We start from the raw sequence: 15,956 nt of genomic DNA, 5'->3' as shown, positions 1-15,956 counted from the left end.
GTGCGGGGATGAGTGAGGGGCTGGGGGCGGTGTTCTTCAGGAAGTCCTGGTAGGTCAGGGCCAGTCCGGTGGGCAGGTCGACCTCGGCTTGCCAGCCCAGGCTGCGCAGGCGGCTGCTGTCCATCAGCTTGCGCGGCGTGCCATCGGGTTTGCTGGCGTCGAAGCGGATCTCGCCCGCGAAGCCGGTGACGCGCGCGATGCTGTGCGCGAGCTCGGCGATGGTCATGTCCGACCCGGAGCCCACGTTGATGTGGCTGAGCATGGGCTGCGTGTGTTGCTCGTAGCGGGCCTTGGGCAGGTTCATCACGTGCACGCTGGCGGCGGCCATGTCGTCGACGTACAGGAATTCGCGCATCGGCGTGCCGCTGCCCCAGATGGCGACCTCGGACGCGTCGGACTCCCTGGCGGCATGAAAGCGGCGGATCAGAGCGGGGATGACGTGGCTGTTTTCCGGGTGGTAGTTGTCGCCCGGGCCATAGAGGTTGGTGGGCATGACGCAGCGGTAGTCCACGCCGTGGCTGGCACCGAACTGGCGGTTGTAGCTTTCGCACAGCTTGATGCCGGCGATCTTGGCCACGGCATACGGCTCGTTGGTGGCTTCCAGCGGCCCGGTGAGCAGCGCGTGTTCGCCCATGGGCTGCGGCGCGAGCTTGGGGTAGATGCAGCTGGAGCCGAGGAACAGCAGCTTCTGCACGCCGCTGCAGAACGCGGCTTCGATCACGTTGGCCGCGATCATCAGGTTCTGGTAGATGAAGTCGGCGGGGAACACGTTGTTGGCGTGGATGCCGCCCACCTTGGCCGCGGCGAGGTACACCTGTTGCGGCCGGGTCTTCGCGAAGAAGGCGCGCACGGCGGCCTGGTCGGTCAGGTTGAGTTCGGCGTGGGTGCGCGTGACGATGTGGCGCTCGGGATGGCCGGCGGCACGCAGCTGGCGCACGATCGCCGATCCGACCATGCCGCGGTGGCCCGCAACGTAGATGGTGTCAGGTGTGTTCATGGAAGACCCCGGTTGAAAAAAATCGGTTCGCATCAGCAGGCACCCTCTTGCTTGAGCACCACGCGCACGGTGCGCAGCATGATCACGAGGTCGTACCAGAGCGACCAGTTGCGCACGTACCAGAGGTCCATGTTGATGCGGTGCTGGAAGCTGCTGGTGCTGCGGCCGCTGATCTGCCACAGGCCGGTGATGCCGGGGCGCGCCTTGCCGTAGGCCGCGATGCTCTTGCCGTATTCACCGAGCTCGCGGGCCAGCAGCGGGCGCGGGCCGACCAGGCTCATGTCGCCACGCAGCACGTTGATGAGCTGCGGCAGTTCGTCGATGCTGGTGCGCCGGATGAGACGGCCGATGTTGGTGACGCGCGGGTCTTTCGCGAGCTTGAAGTTGCTCGCCAGGTATTGCACGTAGAGCTTTTCGTTCTCGGTCTTCCAGCGCTCCAGCGCGCCGTCGGCGTCCATCACCATGCTGCGGAACTTGATGAAGTCGAACAGCTGGCCATCCGCGCCGACGCGCTTCTGAACGAAGAACACGGGACCTGCGTCGTCGCGCTTGATGCGCCAGGCGACCCAGGTGAACAGCGGCGCGAGCAGCACCAGCAGCAACGATGCGCCGACGATGTCGAGCGTGCGCTTGAGCACCTGCGGTCCGCGGCGGTTGAGGTTGTTGCGGGCACGCAGCAGCAGCACGTTGTGGCTGAAGAAGTGCGAGACCTCCATGCCGTAGATCGGCAAGTCGCCGATCGCGGGCACCATCACCAGATCGTCGCGCGTGAGCATGATCTCCTGCGCGAGTTCGCGCAGCCAGTTGTTGTCCCGGATGCCCAGCACGCCCACGAGCTGATGAGGGCCTGGCTTGGCGAGAAACGCGCGCACGCCAGGGGTGAGCGCGGTGGGCACGGCCACCTGGCCGCCACCGAGCCGGACCAGACGCGCGCCGGGCTCGGGACAGACCACGGCCACCGGCTTGTAGCCCAGCAGCGGCTCGCTGGCCAGCGCGGCCGCGGCCTTCTCCACATCGTCGGCATCACCGATCAGCACATAGGGCTGCGTCAGCAGGCCGATGCGCAGCATGTAGGTGCGCACGGCCACGCGGGCCAGCGGCAGGCACACCAGCACGAGACCCCAGGTGGCGCCGGTCCACAAGCGCGAGAGCGGCCACTTGGCGAGGTAGATCACCATCGCATCGAGCAGCGCCGCCAGCACGATCACCTGGATCAGCTGGCGGGTCTCGTCCCACCAGGGCTTGCGGCGGTGGGCCGAGTAGTGGCCCTGCACGGTCCACATCCAGGTCACCATGGCCACCGCAATGGCCGCGAACAGGGTGAGCCGCAGGTGACCATTGGCGGCCCACCAGACGTTCATGGCTTGCGGCAGGCTCGCTTCGCCGCGCACCCACACGGGCAGTCGTCCCGCCACGAAGCAGAACGCCAGCACACACAGATCGGTGAGCACCAGCAAGGCCTGGGCCCGCTGCTGCCGGTGCGCAATGTCGCCCCAGGGGGCGAGTTGGCGGGCGAGGTCGTGTTCGTTGTAGAGCGGGACGACGGTGCTTGCGCTGCTTTCCGCGGAAGCCTGTCGCTCGATGCGGGGGCTGCGTGCGCGTTCCATGTCAGCGCTCGCTCAAAGGACTTGGCGGTCGGGCCCCATGGGGGTGCATGAAATGCACGCTCATGGCATGCGGAAACGTCGTGTGTCTAAAGCACGTCATGTGTGAACTCCCTGTCTCGTTGGAAATGCGCGGACCTGCAACACCTGTCCGCCTTTTCTTTGTAGAGCACCCACAAGACACGGATGTAACCAGCCTTGAGTTCCTACACGTCAATTGCATCGAATCGAAACACGCCTCGTTGCGTGGTGCGTGGGGCGCGCGATCGAGATGCGCTTTAATTGATGGAACTTAAAAGTTCTGACAGACTCCAGCTCCCACGGAGGACAAAACCATGCGAGTGGCCGAAGCGATCGAGCTGAACACGAAAACCGAGCGCGCGTTGCGCACGCTGTCCAACGGCAGGCGGGTCGAGGCCCGCGTTCAGCAACGCGCGCGCATCATCCTGTTGGCCGCACAAGGCTGGCAGAACAAGGACATCGCCGTTGAGGTGAAGTTGGACCGGCGGCAGGTGGCGTTGTGGCGGCGGCGTTTCATCGACGACGGCGTCCAGGCCTTGCTGCGTGATGCCCCGCGCACGGGGCGAACACCGAGCATGACGACCGCGCTCGAGTCGCACATCGTGCGCACAACGCTGGAAGATCAACCCCATGCAGCCTCGCAATGGAGCAGCCGCAGTCTGGCCGCGTATCTCGGCCTGAGCGCCACCACCATCCGCCGGGTGTGGGAACGCAACGGCATCAAGCCGGGTTTGTAGGACAGCAGGAGCTTGTCGTGTAGGACGGTGGCGCGCGTCGCGGTGGCACGCGTGCAGTGATAAGTGCAGAACAAAATGGCGCACTGCAGCATGAGCCCGTGCTTTGAGCGGCGTGCGGGCGCCCGCGAGGTTTACATCCCGAAACGCGTTTTCGTGGACGACCTGCCACGCAACCGGAAGTCAGATGGCCGAAATGTCGGTCAGCACCGGCCAGTGGAGGGCGTTCGTGCTGCTGTCGCTGGTGGCAAAACGGTGCTGGAGCAGCATGGTGTAGCGTCCCGGGCGAGTGCCACAGAGGCGGTAGCCGTCGGCCACGGGGCTGAGCTGCATGCCGCTTTGTGGGGCGGTTTGCACCTCCCAGGTGCCGAGTTGGGCGGTGGCGCGTCGCAGCGACACGCAGAACCCCCGCTTCATGTTGGACATCACCACCAGCCGTTGCTGGGCGCTGGACTCGCCGCCGGCGAGGATGTCGAGTTGCCGTGGGTGGCTGTTTTCCAGCACGCGCATGACCGGCGGGATGATGATGCGAAAGTCCAGTGCCGCGCTTGCAGGCTTGTGACCCGCCAACGCGCTCTCGCCATTGCCGGTCGCAGGAACCAGCAGCAGGCCGGCGGCGGCGAGCAAGGTGGCAAAGGGGCGAGGCGAGGCGGACATGCCCCACTATCGACCCGATCCGCATGAACTTGAATCCCCCCTCCGTGTAGGCGATAGAGGCAGGCGCGTGAAAACGCGGGCTTTCTTACTCGTTGCGTTGCACCGGGATCGTCAGCGTGACGCTCTCGCGCAAGCGCACGTCGACCCTGGCCTGGCCCTGGGCGACCACGTTCCATGGCAGGGGCAGGCTGTCACCCCGAACGCTCACCGTGCGCGGTCCGCTGGCCACGAACGGGAATTCAAACCGGCCCTGGTTGTCTGTGCGCACCGCATAGCGGTTGTCCAGGTACACCATCACGTTGGGCACGCCCTGTTCACTGGCTTCCTGGGTGCCGCTGCGGTTCGCGTCGAAATACACCGTGCCGGCGATCCGACCACCTCCATCGGTGGCCTTGCCGCCCAGCGGCACGTTGCGGCTGCCGGCTTCCAGTTCGTAGCGCAACACCGCGTAGAACGAACGGTCCGTCGCCGGGACAAACACCGCCAGGGGCGGTGCCAGCGGGTCGAGCGAAGGGTTGAAGCGGCTGCGCCCGGTGGATCGGTTGTAGTTGAACTCCATGCTCCAGCGCGTGTCGATGCGCCAGTTCGCACCCAGGTTGATCGCGTGGCGCGACTGGCCCGTGTTGCTGCGCTCGGTGCTGAGATTGCCGCGCAGGCTGGCCCTGCTGCTCAACGGTGCCGTGAAGCTCAACGCGGCGTTCCACACCGCCTCCGAGGGGCGACCCTGGTAGGCGGCGTAGGTGCCGCTGCCCAGGCTGGTGGAGAGGGCCCAACCTTGCGTCACGCTCCATTCCTGGTCCCAGGTCAACCAGCGCGAGCTGGCTTCGTCGTCGCCATGCATGAGTTCCAGACGCAGGCCGCTGGTGCCCCAGCCGTTCTGAAAGCGCCAGTCGCTGTAGGTGCTCCATGCATCACTGCCAAAGCTGCGCAGGCTGGTGCCGACGCCCAGAGAGTGGTCGCGGTTCAAGCGCCAGCGCGCCGAGCCAGTGGCGAAGAGACCGCTGCCGCTGCGCCCGCTGATGGAGTCGAGCCAGTCCACCGAACCCTCGGCCGACCATTGCCGCGTTCGCCAGCTCGAGCGCACATAGGCGCCGACCAGGTCGCTGGCCAGCGGCAGGTTGGCCCAGCTCAGGTCTTGCTCGAGCCGGTAGGCGCCCAGGCCGTGCTTGCGCGGGCCATCGTCCCATTCGCCGTCGATCCAGAAGCCGTTGCGCGATCCATTGACGTTGCTGGCTTGCGTGCGCAACACCTGGCCCTGGATGCGGTAGTCCGCGGCCTCGTGGCGCAATGCCAGCAAGGTGGATTGCGCGTTGACGAAGTCGCTGGCCAGCAGGGGGGCGTCCAGGTTGGACACCTTGCGCGCATCTTCATGCTGCAGCGCCACCGTCCAGCCCTGGCTGGAGAGGGGGTTGGCGTCGTCTGCGTTCAGGCGCCATTGCCCGCCGAACGTGGTGCGCTGACCCGGCAGCTTGCGAAAGCCGTTGGCGGGCAGGAAGTCCAGGCGCCCGGGTTCGCCGGTGCTGGCCTGCAGCTGCAAGCCGCGCCCGGGGTTTTCCCATTCGGTGCTGATGCCCTGCAGAATGGCCGAAGGCAGGTAGAGGCGCGCGGGCAGCCGCAGGATGCCGGGCGCAGGCGGATTGATCACACCCAGTTCGTTGCTCGTCTGCCAGCCGCCGGACAGGGGCATCGCGCGCTGGCGCAGCGTGAGCGTGCCGCTGCTGTCGCTGGGCGCGTACGTGCCGTCGATGGACAGCGTGCCGTGGTTGGGTGTTTCCAGCAGTCCGTAGATGCCGTAGCCGATGCGGGTTTTGCGCTCCGTGTCAGGGCCGGCAACTGTCGTTGGCCAATGCATCGCTGAAGTCGACCGAGTTGTCGGGCTTGAACGACCAGTCGTTGGTATAGATGCGGTAGTTGCCCTTTTGTTGGCCCACGTGCTGGATCTCCACCACCTGGCGAAGTGTTTGGCCGGGAGCGACCTGCACTTCAAAGCGCGGGGGCGTGATGTAGGCCGCAAAGCCCTGGGCCCGCGCATGGATCGGGGTGCCGATCAGCGTCCCCGCGCAAAGCGAGGCGTGCAAGGCGAAGTGGGTGCGGCGCAGAAATTTCAAGCGGGCAGGCTGCATGGGGGGCGGTCAGTCGGCGTCGAGTTCGAAGTGGAAGTTCAGGCGACGGGTGTTGGACTGCCAGTCGGCGTTCGACCGCAGGCGCACCTGGAGCTGATCCTCCAGCGTGGGGGCGGTGATGGGCCCGGCATAGACCAAGGCGCGCTCACCCGACACCAGCCGACCCGCTTGCAGACGGCCTTGTGTGGTCCAGACCGCTTCGATGTTCGAGGCCTGGTCGCGCGGCAACACCATGTAGACGCGCCCGCTGCGCCCGACCCAGTCGCGCGTGTCGATGCGGATGTTCACGCGCAGCGCCGCTTCCATGCCGCCCGCATACGGTTGCCCGGATTTCAGGGGCATCCATTGCATCTGCACATTGGGCGGCACGGTGTAGCTCAGCGAGTCGTCCAGCCGATGCGGGTTGGCCCACGAAGAGGCCATCATCAAGCCGCACAGCGCCGCGGTGGCAAGGGATTTGATCAAGCTCATGGGGCGCTGAGCGTGTAGGTCACCCGACCATCGTAGGTGCCAGCGGCACGCACGGCGTTGTTGCCGTAGCTGAAGGTGTGGCAGTTCTCAACGTACGTGTTGCCCGGCACCGTGGCCAGCGTCTGCATCCCGCCGTTGAAGGTGCCCGCCGGAATCACGTTGGGAACGCCGCTGCCCGGTGCGGACACCGTCCAGCTGATTTCGGTGAAGGGAATGGTGTCGCCATTGGCGTTGGTCAGATTGGCGGGCGACGAGACACTGAGCGTGGCATTCGCCGAACCGTTGTTGCGGCGGTAACCAGCGCCCACCATGACCTGGCTGGCCGGCGTCGGGCAGGTGCTGTTGGCATCGCCATAGAGGCTGGTGGACTGTGTGCTGTTGCTGGTCATGGCCAGATCGGTGCCATTGCCCAATTGCGCTACCGGCACGGTGACCTGCACCAGGTTGATGGCGCCACTGGTGCCGGCCGTGCCGTTAAAGAGTCCGCTGCCACCGGTGCTGCTGACCGCGCCATTGCCGACGTGCAGAAAAAGACGCCGGGAGCCCGCGGCAACGGTCAAGGACCAGGCATGGGCCACCGCCATTTCCGACATGCACAACAACGCCAGGCACGCTTGTGCGGCGAGGCGGGCGGTGCTGGAACGGATTGTTCGCTGCATGGTGTGCGGATACGGCGGGTTGCGCCAGGCAGCCCCTCCGTTGAATCGGTAACGGCGTGGATGCCGTCAACTCAGGGGCTGTTGGCGGGCTCAGGGCATTGCGGCGGTGTACGTCACGCGGCCGTTGGTGGTGCCGTAGGTGCCGGGAGCGACCACGGCCGCGTTGAGGTAGCTGAAGGTCCAGTTGGCTTGGCGATCGGTGACTTTGCCGGCATTGAGCGTGACGTTTGAGGTCGCGCCGGGGCCCGTGGCAGGGATGACGGGGCTGGGCAACGTTGGCTGGCTCGTCGTTGCGGTGATCTGTGACCACGGAATGGTGTCGCCCGTGGCGTTGGTCAATGCGCCTGTGGTGGCAGCGGCCAACGTGATCTGCCCGTTGTTGCCCACCACGCGAACAGGCACCGTTGCATTGGTGATAGTGCCGGCGGCTGCAGCGACACCCTGACCAACGTCGGCCGGGTTGGTGGAGTAGTCAAAAGTCACCGTGTCGACGGTGGTGTTGTTGGCCAATGTCGCCGCGCCCGTGCCCACGCCCAGGAACAGCACACGCGGCACGATCACGCGAAAGTCCAGGCGGGCAGTGGCGTTGCCGGCACCCGTGACCAGTTGCGATTCGGCCGAAGCCAGCATCGGGGTGGCCAGCGCCAAGGCCAGAGAGGATTTGAGCAGGAGGGCTTTGTTCACGACGTTTTCCTTCGAAGGGTGCAAAAGTGTGGTCTGAGCACTTTTCGGTACGCGGCCCACGGTTGGTGATGGGCGGATGTTACGGTCAGTCACAGGCCGAGGCAACAATTTATCGAGGAAAAAATTCACACATTTCAAGGACTTACGGAGACTTTGTTAATCAACGGTTAAAAATGAACCGTGACCGGTCAAAAAAGGTGCTCAAGTTAATGGGTTTTTGCCGTGCTCGTACTTCTGTTTAACAGATGGGACAGCGGAAGTGCGCTACCCGACTTCACCTCGCCCAGGGAGAAGCTGGTGTGCAAGTCCTTCACATTGGGCAAATTGAGCAGCACTTCGCGGGCGAACTCGCTGAAGTGGTTCAGGTCGCGACTCACCACCTGGAGCTCGAACGTGCCCGAGCCGCTGATGTAGTGGCAGGAGACCACCTCGGGAATGCCGCGAATGGCGTTTTCAAGGGTGCGGGTGACATCCCCGCTGTTGCGATCGGCATCCAGGCGCACAAAAGCGAGCACGCCCAGGCCAATCTTTTCGCGGTTGATTTCCGCGCGGTAGCCGGTGATGAAGCCCGCCTCTTCCAGCGCGCGCACGCGCCGCCAACACGGTGCCGCCGACAGGCCCACGCGTTGTGAGAGTTCGGCATTGGTGAGCCGCCCATCGTTTTGCAGTTCTTGCAGGATGGCGATGTCAAACTTGTCAAGTGTTTCCATAACGATCAATTTTAAGAATGATTCTTTCTTTGTTGCGCCTAAATTGGGCATGAAACGCAAACACCTGTCGTTGTTGTGGGCATACACTGTGCGCCACACTGGAACCGTGCCTCTACCCTGCGCGCGATCCGGTCCATGACCCGCCTACAAAGCGGGCACTCACCCACGGAGACAAAGCCAATGAACGCACCGCTGCCCGAACACATCCGCCGCGCGCTGGAGACCGTCACGCTCGACGACAAATACGCGCTTGACCAAGGAAGGGCCTTCATGAGCGGCGTGCAGGCGCTGGTGAAGCTGCCCATGCTGCAGCGTCAGCGCGATGCCCTGGTGGGGAAGAACACCGCGGGTTTCATCAGCGGCTACCGCGGCTCGCCGCTCGGGGGATACGACCAATCGCTGCAAAAGGCCGCGTCGTACCTCAAGGCCCAGAACATCGTGTTCCAGCCGGGCGTCAACGAGGAGCTCGCCGCGACCGCGCTCTGGGGCACGCAACAACTGGGCTTTGCCCCGCCCGGCAGCAACAAGTTCGACGGCGTGTTTGGCATCTGGTACGGCAAGGGACCCGGCGTGGACCGCTGCTCGGACGTGTTCAAGCATGCCAACATGGCGGGCACGACCCCCTGGGGCGGCGTGATCGCGGTGGCCGGTGATGACCACGTGGCCAAGAGTTCCACCGCCGCGCACCAGAGCGACCACATCTTCAAGGCCTGCGGCCTGCCGGTGTTCTTCCCGACCTCGGTGCAGGACATCCTCGACCTCGGCCTGCATGCCTTCGCGATGAGCCGGTTCAGCGGCGTGTGGGCGGGCATGAAGACGATCCAGGAGATCGTCGAGTCCAGCGCTACAGCCGAGATCGACGTCGATCGCGTGAAGATCGTCATTCCCGAGTTCGACATGCCCCCGGGTGGCCTGCACATCCGCTGGCCCGACCACGCGCTAGACCAGGAAGCGCGTCTGTTCGACTACAAGTGGTACGCCGCGCTGGCCTACGTGCGCGCCAACCGCCTCAATCACAACGTGATCGCCGGGCCCAACGACCGTCTGGGTGTGATCGCCAGCGGCAAGGCCTACAACGACACGCGCCAGGCCTTGCTGGACCTGGGGCTGGATGACGCAACCTGCCAGCGCATCGGTTTGCGTCTGCACAAGGTGTCGGTGGTCTGGCCGCTGGAAGCGCAGACCACGCGCGAGTTCGCGACCGGTTTGCGTGAGATTCTGGTCGTGGAAGAGAAGCGCCAGGTCATCGAGTACCAACTGAAGGAAGAGCTCTACAACTGGCGCCCGGACGTGCGACCCAACGTGTTGGGCAAGTTCGATGAAGTGGAAGGTGACTTCAGTGGTGGCGAATGGTCCATGCCCAACCCCAGCGCCCACACCTTGCTGCGCGCCAACGCCGATCTGTCGCCCGCCATCATCGCGCGCGCGATTGCGCGGCGCCTGAAGAAGATGGGCCAGGTGCCCGAGGACGTGATGGCGCGCATCGACGCGCAGCTCGCGATCCTGACCGCGCAAGAGCAGTCGATGCAGACCTTGCTCACGCAGGGCGTGGCCGGTGCCGAGCGCCAGCCCTGGTTCTGCTCGGGCTGCCCGCACAACACCAGCACCCGCGTGCCCGAAGGTTCGCGCGCGATGGCCGGCATCGGCTGTCACTTCATGACGATCTGGATGGACCGCGACACCGTGGGCTTCACCCAGATGGGCGGCGAAGGCGTCCCCTGGATCGGCCAACAGCCGTTCAGCCACGACCAGCACATGTTCGCCAACCTGGGCGACGGCACCTACTTCCACAGCGGTTTGCTGGCGATTCGCCAGAGCATCGCAGCGGGTGTGAACATCACCTACAAGATTCTCTACAACGATGCGGTTGCCATGACCGGCGGCCAGCAGGTGGGTGAGCGGCCCGAGGGGCACAGCGTGGTGCAGATCGCGCAGAGCATGCGTGCCGAAGGCGCTGTGAAAATCACCATCGTCACCGACGAGCCCGAGAAATACGAGGATGTGAAAGGCTTGCCCGAAGGCATCGCGATCCTGCACCGCGACACGCTGGACGCGGTGCAGAAAGAGTTCCGCGAGATCAAGGGCACGACGGTCATCATCTACGACCAGACCTGCGCCACCGAGAAGCGCCGCCGCCGCAAGCGCGGCACGCTGGTCGACCCCGCCAAGCGCGTGGTCATCAACGAGCTGGTGTGCGAGGGCTGTGGCGATTGCGGCGTGCAGTCCAACTGTCTCTCGGTGGAGCCGCTGGAAACCGAGTTCGGCCGCAAGCGCACCATCAACCAGAGCACATGCAACAAGGACTACTCTTGCCTGAACGGCTTCTGCCCCAGCTTTGTGACGGTCGAAGGCGGGCAACTGCGCAAGAAGGACAAGGGCGGTGCCAAGCTGGAGTGGACCGGTGGTGCTGTGCCCATGCCCGTGTTGCCCACATTGGGCGCGGAAGCGTGGGGTGTGATCGTGGCCGGTGTTGGCGGCACGGGCGTCATCACCATCGGCCAGTTGCTCGGTGTGGCCGCGCACCTCGAAGGCAAGGGCATCGTCACGCAGGACGCGGCGGGCCTGGCGCAAAAGGGCGGTGCGACCTGGAGCCACGTGTTGATCGGCGCTCGCCAGGATGACATCCGCACCACGCGCGTCTCGGCCGCCTCGGCCGACCTGGTCATCGGCTGCGATCCGATCGTCAGTGCCCACAAGGAAACCTGGCAACGCCTGCGCGCGGGACGCACGCACGTGGCGCTCAACACGAGCGCGCCGCCCACCGCGGCTTTCGTGAAGAACGCCAACTGGCAGAACCCCGCACAGGAGTGCGTGGACGCGCTCACGCACAGCCTGGGCGTGGATGCCGTGGGCACGTTCGACGCCGAGACCGCCGCCACGCGCCTGATGGGCGACAGCCTGTACACCAACCCGATGATGCTGGGCTACGCATGGCAAAAGGGCTGGCTGCCACTCGGCCTGGACGCGCTGCTGCGTGCCATGGAGCTCAATGCGGTGCAGGTCGAAAAAAACAAGGCCGCCTTCGAATGGGGCCGCCGTGCCGCGCACAACCCGCAGGCTGTGATGGCGCTGTGCCAGAAGGCCGGCGGCAGCGGCGAACAGGTGATCCAGTTCAAAAAGCGCGATTCGCTCGACGAGCTGATCGCACGCCGGGTCGAGTTTCTAACGGGTTACCAGAACGCCGCTTACGCCGCGCAGTACCGCACATTCGTGGAGCGCGTGCGCGCGGCCGAGCAGCCGCTGGGCAAGACCGCGCTGACCGAGGCGGTGGTGCGCTACCTCTTCAAGCTCATGGCCTACAAGGACGAGTACGAAGTGGCGCGCCTGCACAGCGACCCGGCCTTTCATGCGCGCCTGGCGAGCCAGTTTGAGGGCGACTTCAAGCTCAAGCTGCACCTGGCGCCGCCGTTGATCGCGAAAAAGAACGAGCGTGGTGAGTTGATCAAGCAACCCTTCGGACCGTCCATGTTCACCGTGTTCAAGGTGTTGGCGCGCTTCAAGTGGCTGCGCGGTACTGCTCTGGACATCTTCGGCCGCACCGAAGAGCGCCGCACCGAACGCGCCTTGATCGGCGAGTACCGCGCCGACATCGAGATGCTGCTGGCCGGCCTGACGCCCGAGACCCATGCCCTGGCAGTGGAGATCGCCGGCATCCCCGAGCAGATCCGGGGCTACGGCCACGTGAAGGAGCGCCACCTTGCCGCAGCGCGCAACCGCCGCGAGGGCTTGCTGCAGCAGTGGCGCCAGCCCGCGGCGGCCCTCAGTTTGGCCCGCGCCGCCTGATCGGCCGGATCACACCCCCCGGCATACAATCCCGGGTTGAGCCCTGAGTGCCCGGCGGCGCCTTCTGACGCCCCGGGCTCTCGGCATTGTTGTGATCCCCGAACCTGTTGGAGACCCCCGTGTTCATTTCCTCCGCTTACGCCCAAGCCGCTGCCGGTGGCGACACCCAATCCACCCTGCTGGGCATGTTGCCCCTGGTGCTGATGTTCGTGGTGCTGTATTTCGTGATGATCCGCCCCCAGCTCAAGCGCCAGAAGGAACACAAGGCTATGGTGTCGGCACTGGCCAAGGGCGACGAAGTCGTCACCGCGGGCGGCTTCCTGGGCAAGGTGTCCAAGATCGGCGAGATTTACGTGAGCGTGGAACTTGCGACCGGCGTTGAGGTCCAGATGCAACGCTCCGCTGTCGTGCAAGTGCTGCCCAAGGGCACGATCAAGTAAGCAACCCCCGCACGGGCTGGCTGATGCCAGCCCGCTTTCCCCTGAAGGGGCGGCGTCAGTGGCCCGGCAATACCGGTTTCGCGACGCCTCCGGCAACGCACCGCCAAGGTCTTTCATGAACCGTTATCCGCTGTGGAAGTACGCGATCATTCTGGTCGTCCTGCTCGTCAGTGCGCTCTATGCGCTGCCCAACCTGTTCGGGGAGTCGCCCGCCGTGCAAGTGTCGGCCGCCCGGTCCACGGTGCGCGTCGACACAGCCACCGTCACCCGTGTCGAGCAGGCGCTGGCGGCGCAGAACATCCAGAGCCCGCTGATCCAGCTCGACGCCAACTCGGTCAAGGCCCGCTTCAACAGCACCGACGACCAGCTCAAGGCCCGCGACGCATTGGAAAAAGCGTTCAACGCCGACCCGACCGACCCCAGCCATGTGGTCGCGCTGAACCTGCTGCCCCGCACCCCGGCCTGGTTGGCCTCCCTGGGCGCCTCGCCCATGTACCTCGGCCTGGACCTGCGTGGTGGCGTGCATTTCATGCTGCAGGTGGACATGCAGGCCGCCCTGCAGCGCCGCGCCGACGTGCTGGCCACGGACCTGCGCACCGCGCTGCGCGAAAAGGGCTTGCGCCACGGCGGCATCAACCGCAACGGTCAAACCATTGAATTGCGAGCGGGTGACGCCCAGACCCTGGGCGCCGCGCGCGACCTGATCCGCACCCAGTTCCCCGACCTGCAGGTCACCGAGACAGCCGATTTCCGCCTGTTGGGCACTATCAGCCCCGAGGCCGCGCGGCGCGTGCAGGACCAGGCGCTCAAGCAGAACATCACCACCCTGCACAACCGCATCAACGAACTCGGCGTGGCCGAGCCGGTGATCCAGCAGCAGGGCGCCGACCGCATCGTGGTGCAACTGCCGGGTGTGCAGGACACGGCCAAGGCCAAGGACATCCTGGGCCGCACCGCCACGCTGGAAATTCGCATGGTGGACGAAAGCATGGAGGCGCAGGCGGCCGCGCGCGGCACCGGCCCCGTGCCCTTCGGCGCGGAGCGTTACCCCGAACGCGGTGGCCAGTCCGTGGTCGTCAAGCGCGAAGTGCTGCTCACCGGCGAAAACCTGACCGATGCCCAGGCGGGCTTCGACAGCCAGACCCAGGAAGCCGCGGTGCACCTCACGCTGGATGCCAAGGGCGCACGCGTGTTCCGCGATGTGACGCGCGAAAACGTCGGCAAGCGCATGGCCATCATCCTGTTCGAGAAGGGCCGTGGCGAGGTGGTCACCGCGCCGGTGATCCGTGGCGAAATCGGTGGCGGCCGGGTGCAGATTTCGGGCGCCATGACCACGGTCGAGGCCAATGACACGGCGCTGCTGCTGCGCGCCGGCTCGCTGGCCGCGCCGATGGAAATCATCGAAGAGCGCACCATCGGACCAAGCCTGGGCGCCGAGAACATCACCAAGGGCTTCCACAGCGTGTTGTGGGGCTTCATCGCGATCGTCGTGTTCATGTGCCTCTACTACGCGCTGTTCGGCGTGTTCTCCAGCATCGCGCTGGGCTTCAACGTCCTGTTGCTGGTGTCGCTGCTGTCCATGCTGCAGGCCACGTTGACGCTGCCCGGCATCGCCGCCATGGCGCTCGCGCTCGGCATGGCGATCGATTCCAACGTGCTGATCAACGAGCGCGTCCGCGAGGAGTTGCGCCGGGGCTCGTCGCCGCAGACGGCGATCAATGCTGGCTATGACCACGCGTGGTCCACCATCCTGGACTCCAACGTGACGTCGTTGATCGCCGGCATCGCGCTGCTGATTTTTGGATCGGGCCCGGTGCGCGGCTTTGCCGTGGTGCACTGCCTGGGCATCGTCACCAGCATGTTCTCGTCGGTGTTCTTCTCGCGCGGTGTGGTCAACCTCTGGTATGGCCGCCAGAAGAAGCTCAAGACCGTTTCCATTGGCACGGTCTGGCGCCCCGACGGCGCGCAGAGCCCCGCAGCCAAAGCCGACTGATCAGGACCCCACGCCATGGAATTCTTCCGCATCCGCCGCGACATCCCGTTCATGAAGAACGCGTTGTTGCTCAACGCGATCTCCTTCATCACCTTCATCGCCGCTGTCTTCTTCCTGACCACGCGCGGCCTGCACCTGTCGGTCGAGTTCACCGGCGGCACCGTCATGGAGGTGGCCTACGAACAGCCGGCCGACCTGGAGTCGGTGCGCAAGGTCATCGAGTCATTGGGCTACGCCGACGTGCCGGTGCAGAACTTCGGCACTTCGCGCGACGTGCTGCTGCGCTTGCCGGTGCAGGCCGGCAAGTCGTCGGGTCAGCAGAGCGAAACGGTGCTGGCGGCCCTGAAAGCGCAGAACCCCGCCGTGGAGCTGCGCCGCACCGAGTTCGTGGGCCCGCAGGTGGGCCAGGAGCTGGTCACCAATGGCCTGTTGGCTCTGGGGCTGGTGATCGTGGGCATCATGATCTACCTCGCGTTTCGCTTCGAATGGAAGTACGCGGTGTCGGCCATCATCGCCAACCTTCACGACGTGATCATCATCCTGGGCTTCTTTGCCTTCTTCCAGTGGGAGTTCTCGCTGGCGGTGCTGGCGGCGGTGCTGGCCGTGCTGGGTTATTCGGTCAACGAGTCGGTCGTTGTTTTCGACCGGATCCGCGAGACCTTCCGGCGCCAGCGCAAGATGAGCACGCAACAGGTGATCGACCACGCCATCACCTCCACGATCAGCCGCACGATCATTACCCACGGCTCCACGCAAGCCATGGTGTTGTCGATGCTGCTGTTTGGCGGCCCGACGCTGTTCTATTTCGCCCTGGCCTTGACCATCGGCATCTGTTTCGGCATCTACTCATCCGTGTTTGTTGGCGCGGCCATGGCCATGTGGCTGGGGATCAAGCGCGAAGACCTGGTCAAGACCGGCACGAAGAACGAGGGTGACCCGGACGACCCGAACGCGGGTGCTGTCGTATAAGCGCGAACATCCGATCGCAGAGGGGATGTTCGGGGTCCTCGCCGGTAAACCTTAGTGTCAACCGTGTCATACTGCACACATTGTGTCGCCACCCGATCAGCACGTTTCATC

The 15,956-nt window shown here is 65.1% G+C and carries 14 protein-coding genes; 5 read left to right on the top strand and 9 right to left on the bottom strand.

All coding sequences use genetic code 11. From position 1 onward, the window contains the following. Positions 1-997, bottom strand: a 997-nt coding sequence (fcl, locus tag FFS09_RS22240; protein WP_137921102.1) for a GDP-L-fucose synthase, incomplete at its 3' end; no start/stop codon positions are given. Between the two features lie 32 nt (positions 998-1,029). Beyond that, on the bottom strand, positions 1,030-2,604 hold the full coding sequence (gene wbaP / locus FFS09_RS22235; RefSeq protein WP_137921101.1) for an undecaprenyl-phosphate galactose phosphotransferase WbaP: 1,575 nt from the start codon (positions 2,602-2,604) through the stop codon (positions 1,030-1,032). 332 nt (positions 2,605-2,936) lie between these two features. On the opposite strand from wbaP, the gene FFS09_RS22230 reads away from it, so the two are divergent. Then, positions 2,937-3,359 (top strand): helix-turn-helix domain-containing protein, encoded by a 423-nt coding sequence (locus tag FFS09_RS22230; protein ID WP_137921099.1) that lies wholly within the window; start codon positions 2,937-2,939, stop codon positions 3,357-3,359. Positions 3,360-3,539: 180 nt separating this feature from the next. Here the strand turns inward: FFS09_RS22230 and FFS09_RS22225 are convergent, their stop codons facing one another. The 7 genes from FFS09_RS22225 to FFS09_RS22195 all read right to left on the bottom strand — a co-directional run bounded on the left by FFS09_RS22225 (position 3,540) and on the right by FFS09_RS22195 (position 8,660). Next, positions 3,540-4,013 carry a hypothetical protein gene (locus FFS09_RS22225; RefSeq protein ID WP_137921098.1) on the bottom strand — a complete coding sequence of 158 codons (474 nt, stop codon included), beginning with the start codon at positions 4,011-4,013 and terminating at the stop codon, positions 3,540-3,542. Positions 4,014-4,098: 85 nt separating this feature from the next. Then, entirely contained in the window at positions 4,099-5,865 is a 1,767-nt protein-coding gene (locus FFS09_RS22220; RefSeq protein WP_137921096.1) for a carboxypeptidase-like regulatory domain-containing protein, read from the bottom strand. Then, positions 5,834-6,136 carry a hypothetical protein gene (locus FFS09_RS22215; protein ID WP_137921094.1) on the bottom strand — a complete coding sequence of 101 codons (303 nt, stop codon included), beginning with the start codon at positions 6,134-6,136 and terminating at the stop codon, positions 5,834-5,836. Before FFS09_RS22215 ends, FFS09_RS22220 begins: the two co-directional genes overlap by 32 nt. A gap of 9 nt (positions 6,137-6,145) precedes the next feature. Next, a complete protein-coding gene (locus tag FFS09_RS22210; RefSeq protein WP_137921093.1) occupies positions 6,146-6,607 on the bottom strand; it encodes a hypothetical protein in 462 nt (153 codons plus the stop codon). Further along, complete coding sequence (locus FFS09_RS22205; RefSeq protein WP_137921092.1) at positions 6,604-7,266, bottom strand: hypothetical protein; 663 nt, start codon at positions 7,264-7,266, stop codon at positions 6,604-6,606. Before FFS09_RS22205 ends, FFS09_RS22210 begins: the two co-directional genes overlap by 4 nt. 90 nt (positions 7,267-7,356) lie before the next feature. Further along, positions 7,357-7,950 (bottom strand): hypothetical protein, encoded by a 594-nt coding sequence (locus tag FFS09_RS22200; RefSeq protein ID WP_137921090.1) that lies wholly within the window; start codon positions 7,948-7,950, stop codon positions 7,357-7,359. Between the two features lie 206 nt (positions 7,951-8,156). After that, positions 8,157-8,660 (bottom strand): Lrp/AsnC family transcriptional regulator, encoded by a 504-nt coding sequence (locus FFS09_RS22195; protein ID WP_137921105.1) that lies wholly within the window; start codon positions 8,658-8,660, stop codon positions 8,157-8,159. 180 nt (positions 8,661-8,840) lie between these two features. Here FFS09_RS22195 and FFS09_RS22190 point away from each other — a divergent pair, with 180 nt between their 5' ends. From FFS09_RS22190 to secF, 4 genes are all read left to right on the top strand, one after another. Continuing rightward, positions 8,841-12,443: an indolepyruvate ferredoxin oxidoreductase family protein gene (locus FFS09_RS22190; protein ID WP_137921089.1), complete on the top strand. Its 3,603-nt coding sequence runs from the start codon at positions 8,841-8,843 to the stop codon at positions 12,441-12,443. A 119-nt stretch (positions 12,444-12,562) separates the two neighbouring features. After that, positions 12,563-12,883: a preprotein translocase subunit YajC gene (gene yajC / locus FFS09_RS22185; RefSeq protein ID WP_137921087.1), complete on the top strand. Its 321-nt coding sequence runs from the start codon at positions 12,563-12,565 to the stop codon at positions 12,881-12,883. 115 nt (positions 12,884-12,998) lie between these two features. Further along, complete coding sequence (gene secD / locus FFS09_RS22180; protein WP_137921086.1) at positions 12,999-14,876, top strand: protein translocase subunit SecD; 1,878 nt, start codon at positions 12,999-13,001, stop codon at positions 14,874-14,876. Between the two features lie 15 nt (positions 14,877-14,891). Then, complete coding sequence (secF, locus tag FFS09_RS22175; RefSeq protein WP_137921084.1) at positions 14,892-15,845, top strand: protein translocase subunit SecF; 954 nt, start codon at positions 14,892-14,894, stop codon at positions 15,843-15,845. Positions 15,846-15,956: the final 111 nt, after the last annotated feature.

Origin of the sequence: Hydrogenophaga sp. 2FB, assembly GCF_005503365.1 — a bacterium.
Lineage (GTDB): Bacteria > Pseudomonadota > Gammaproteobacteria > Burkholderiales > Burkholderiaceae_C > Hydrogenophaga.
Note: the sequence above shows the minus strand (reverse complement) of the source record. Positions and strands in the feature narration are given on the sequence as shown.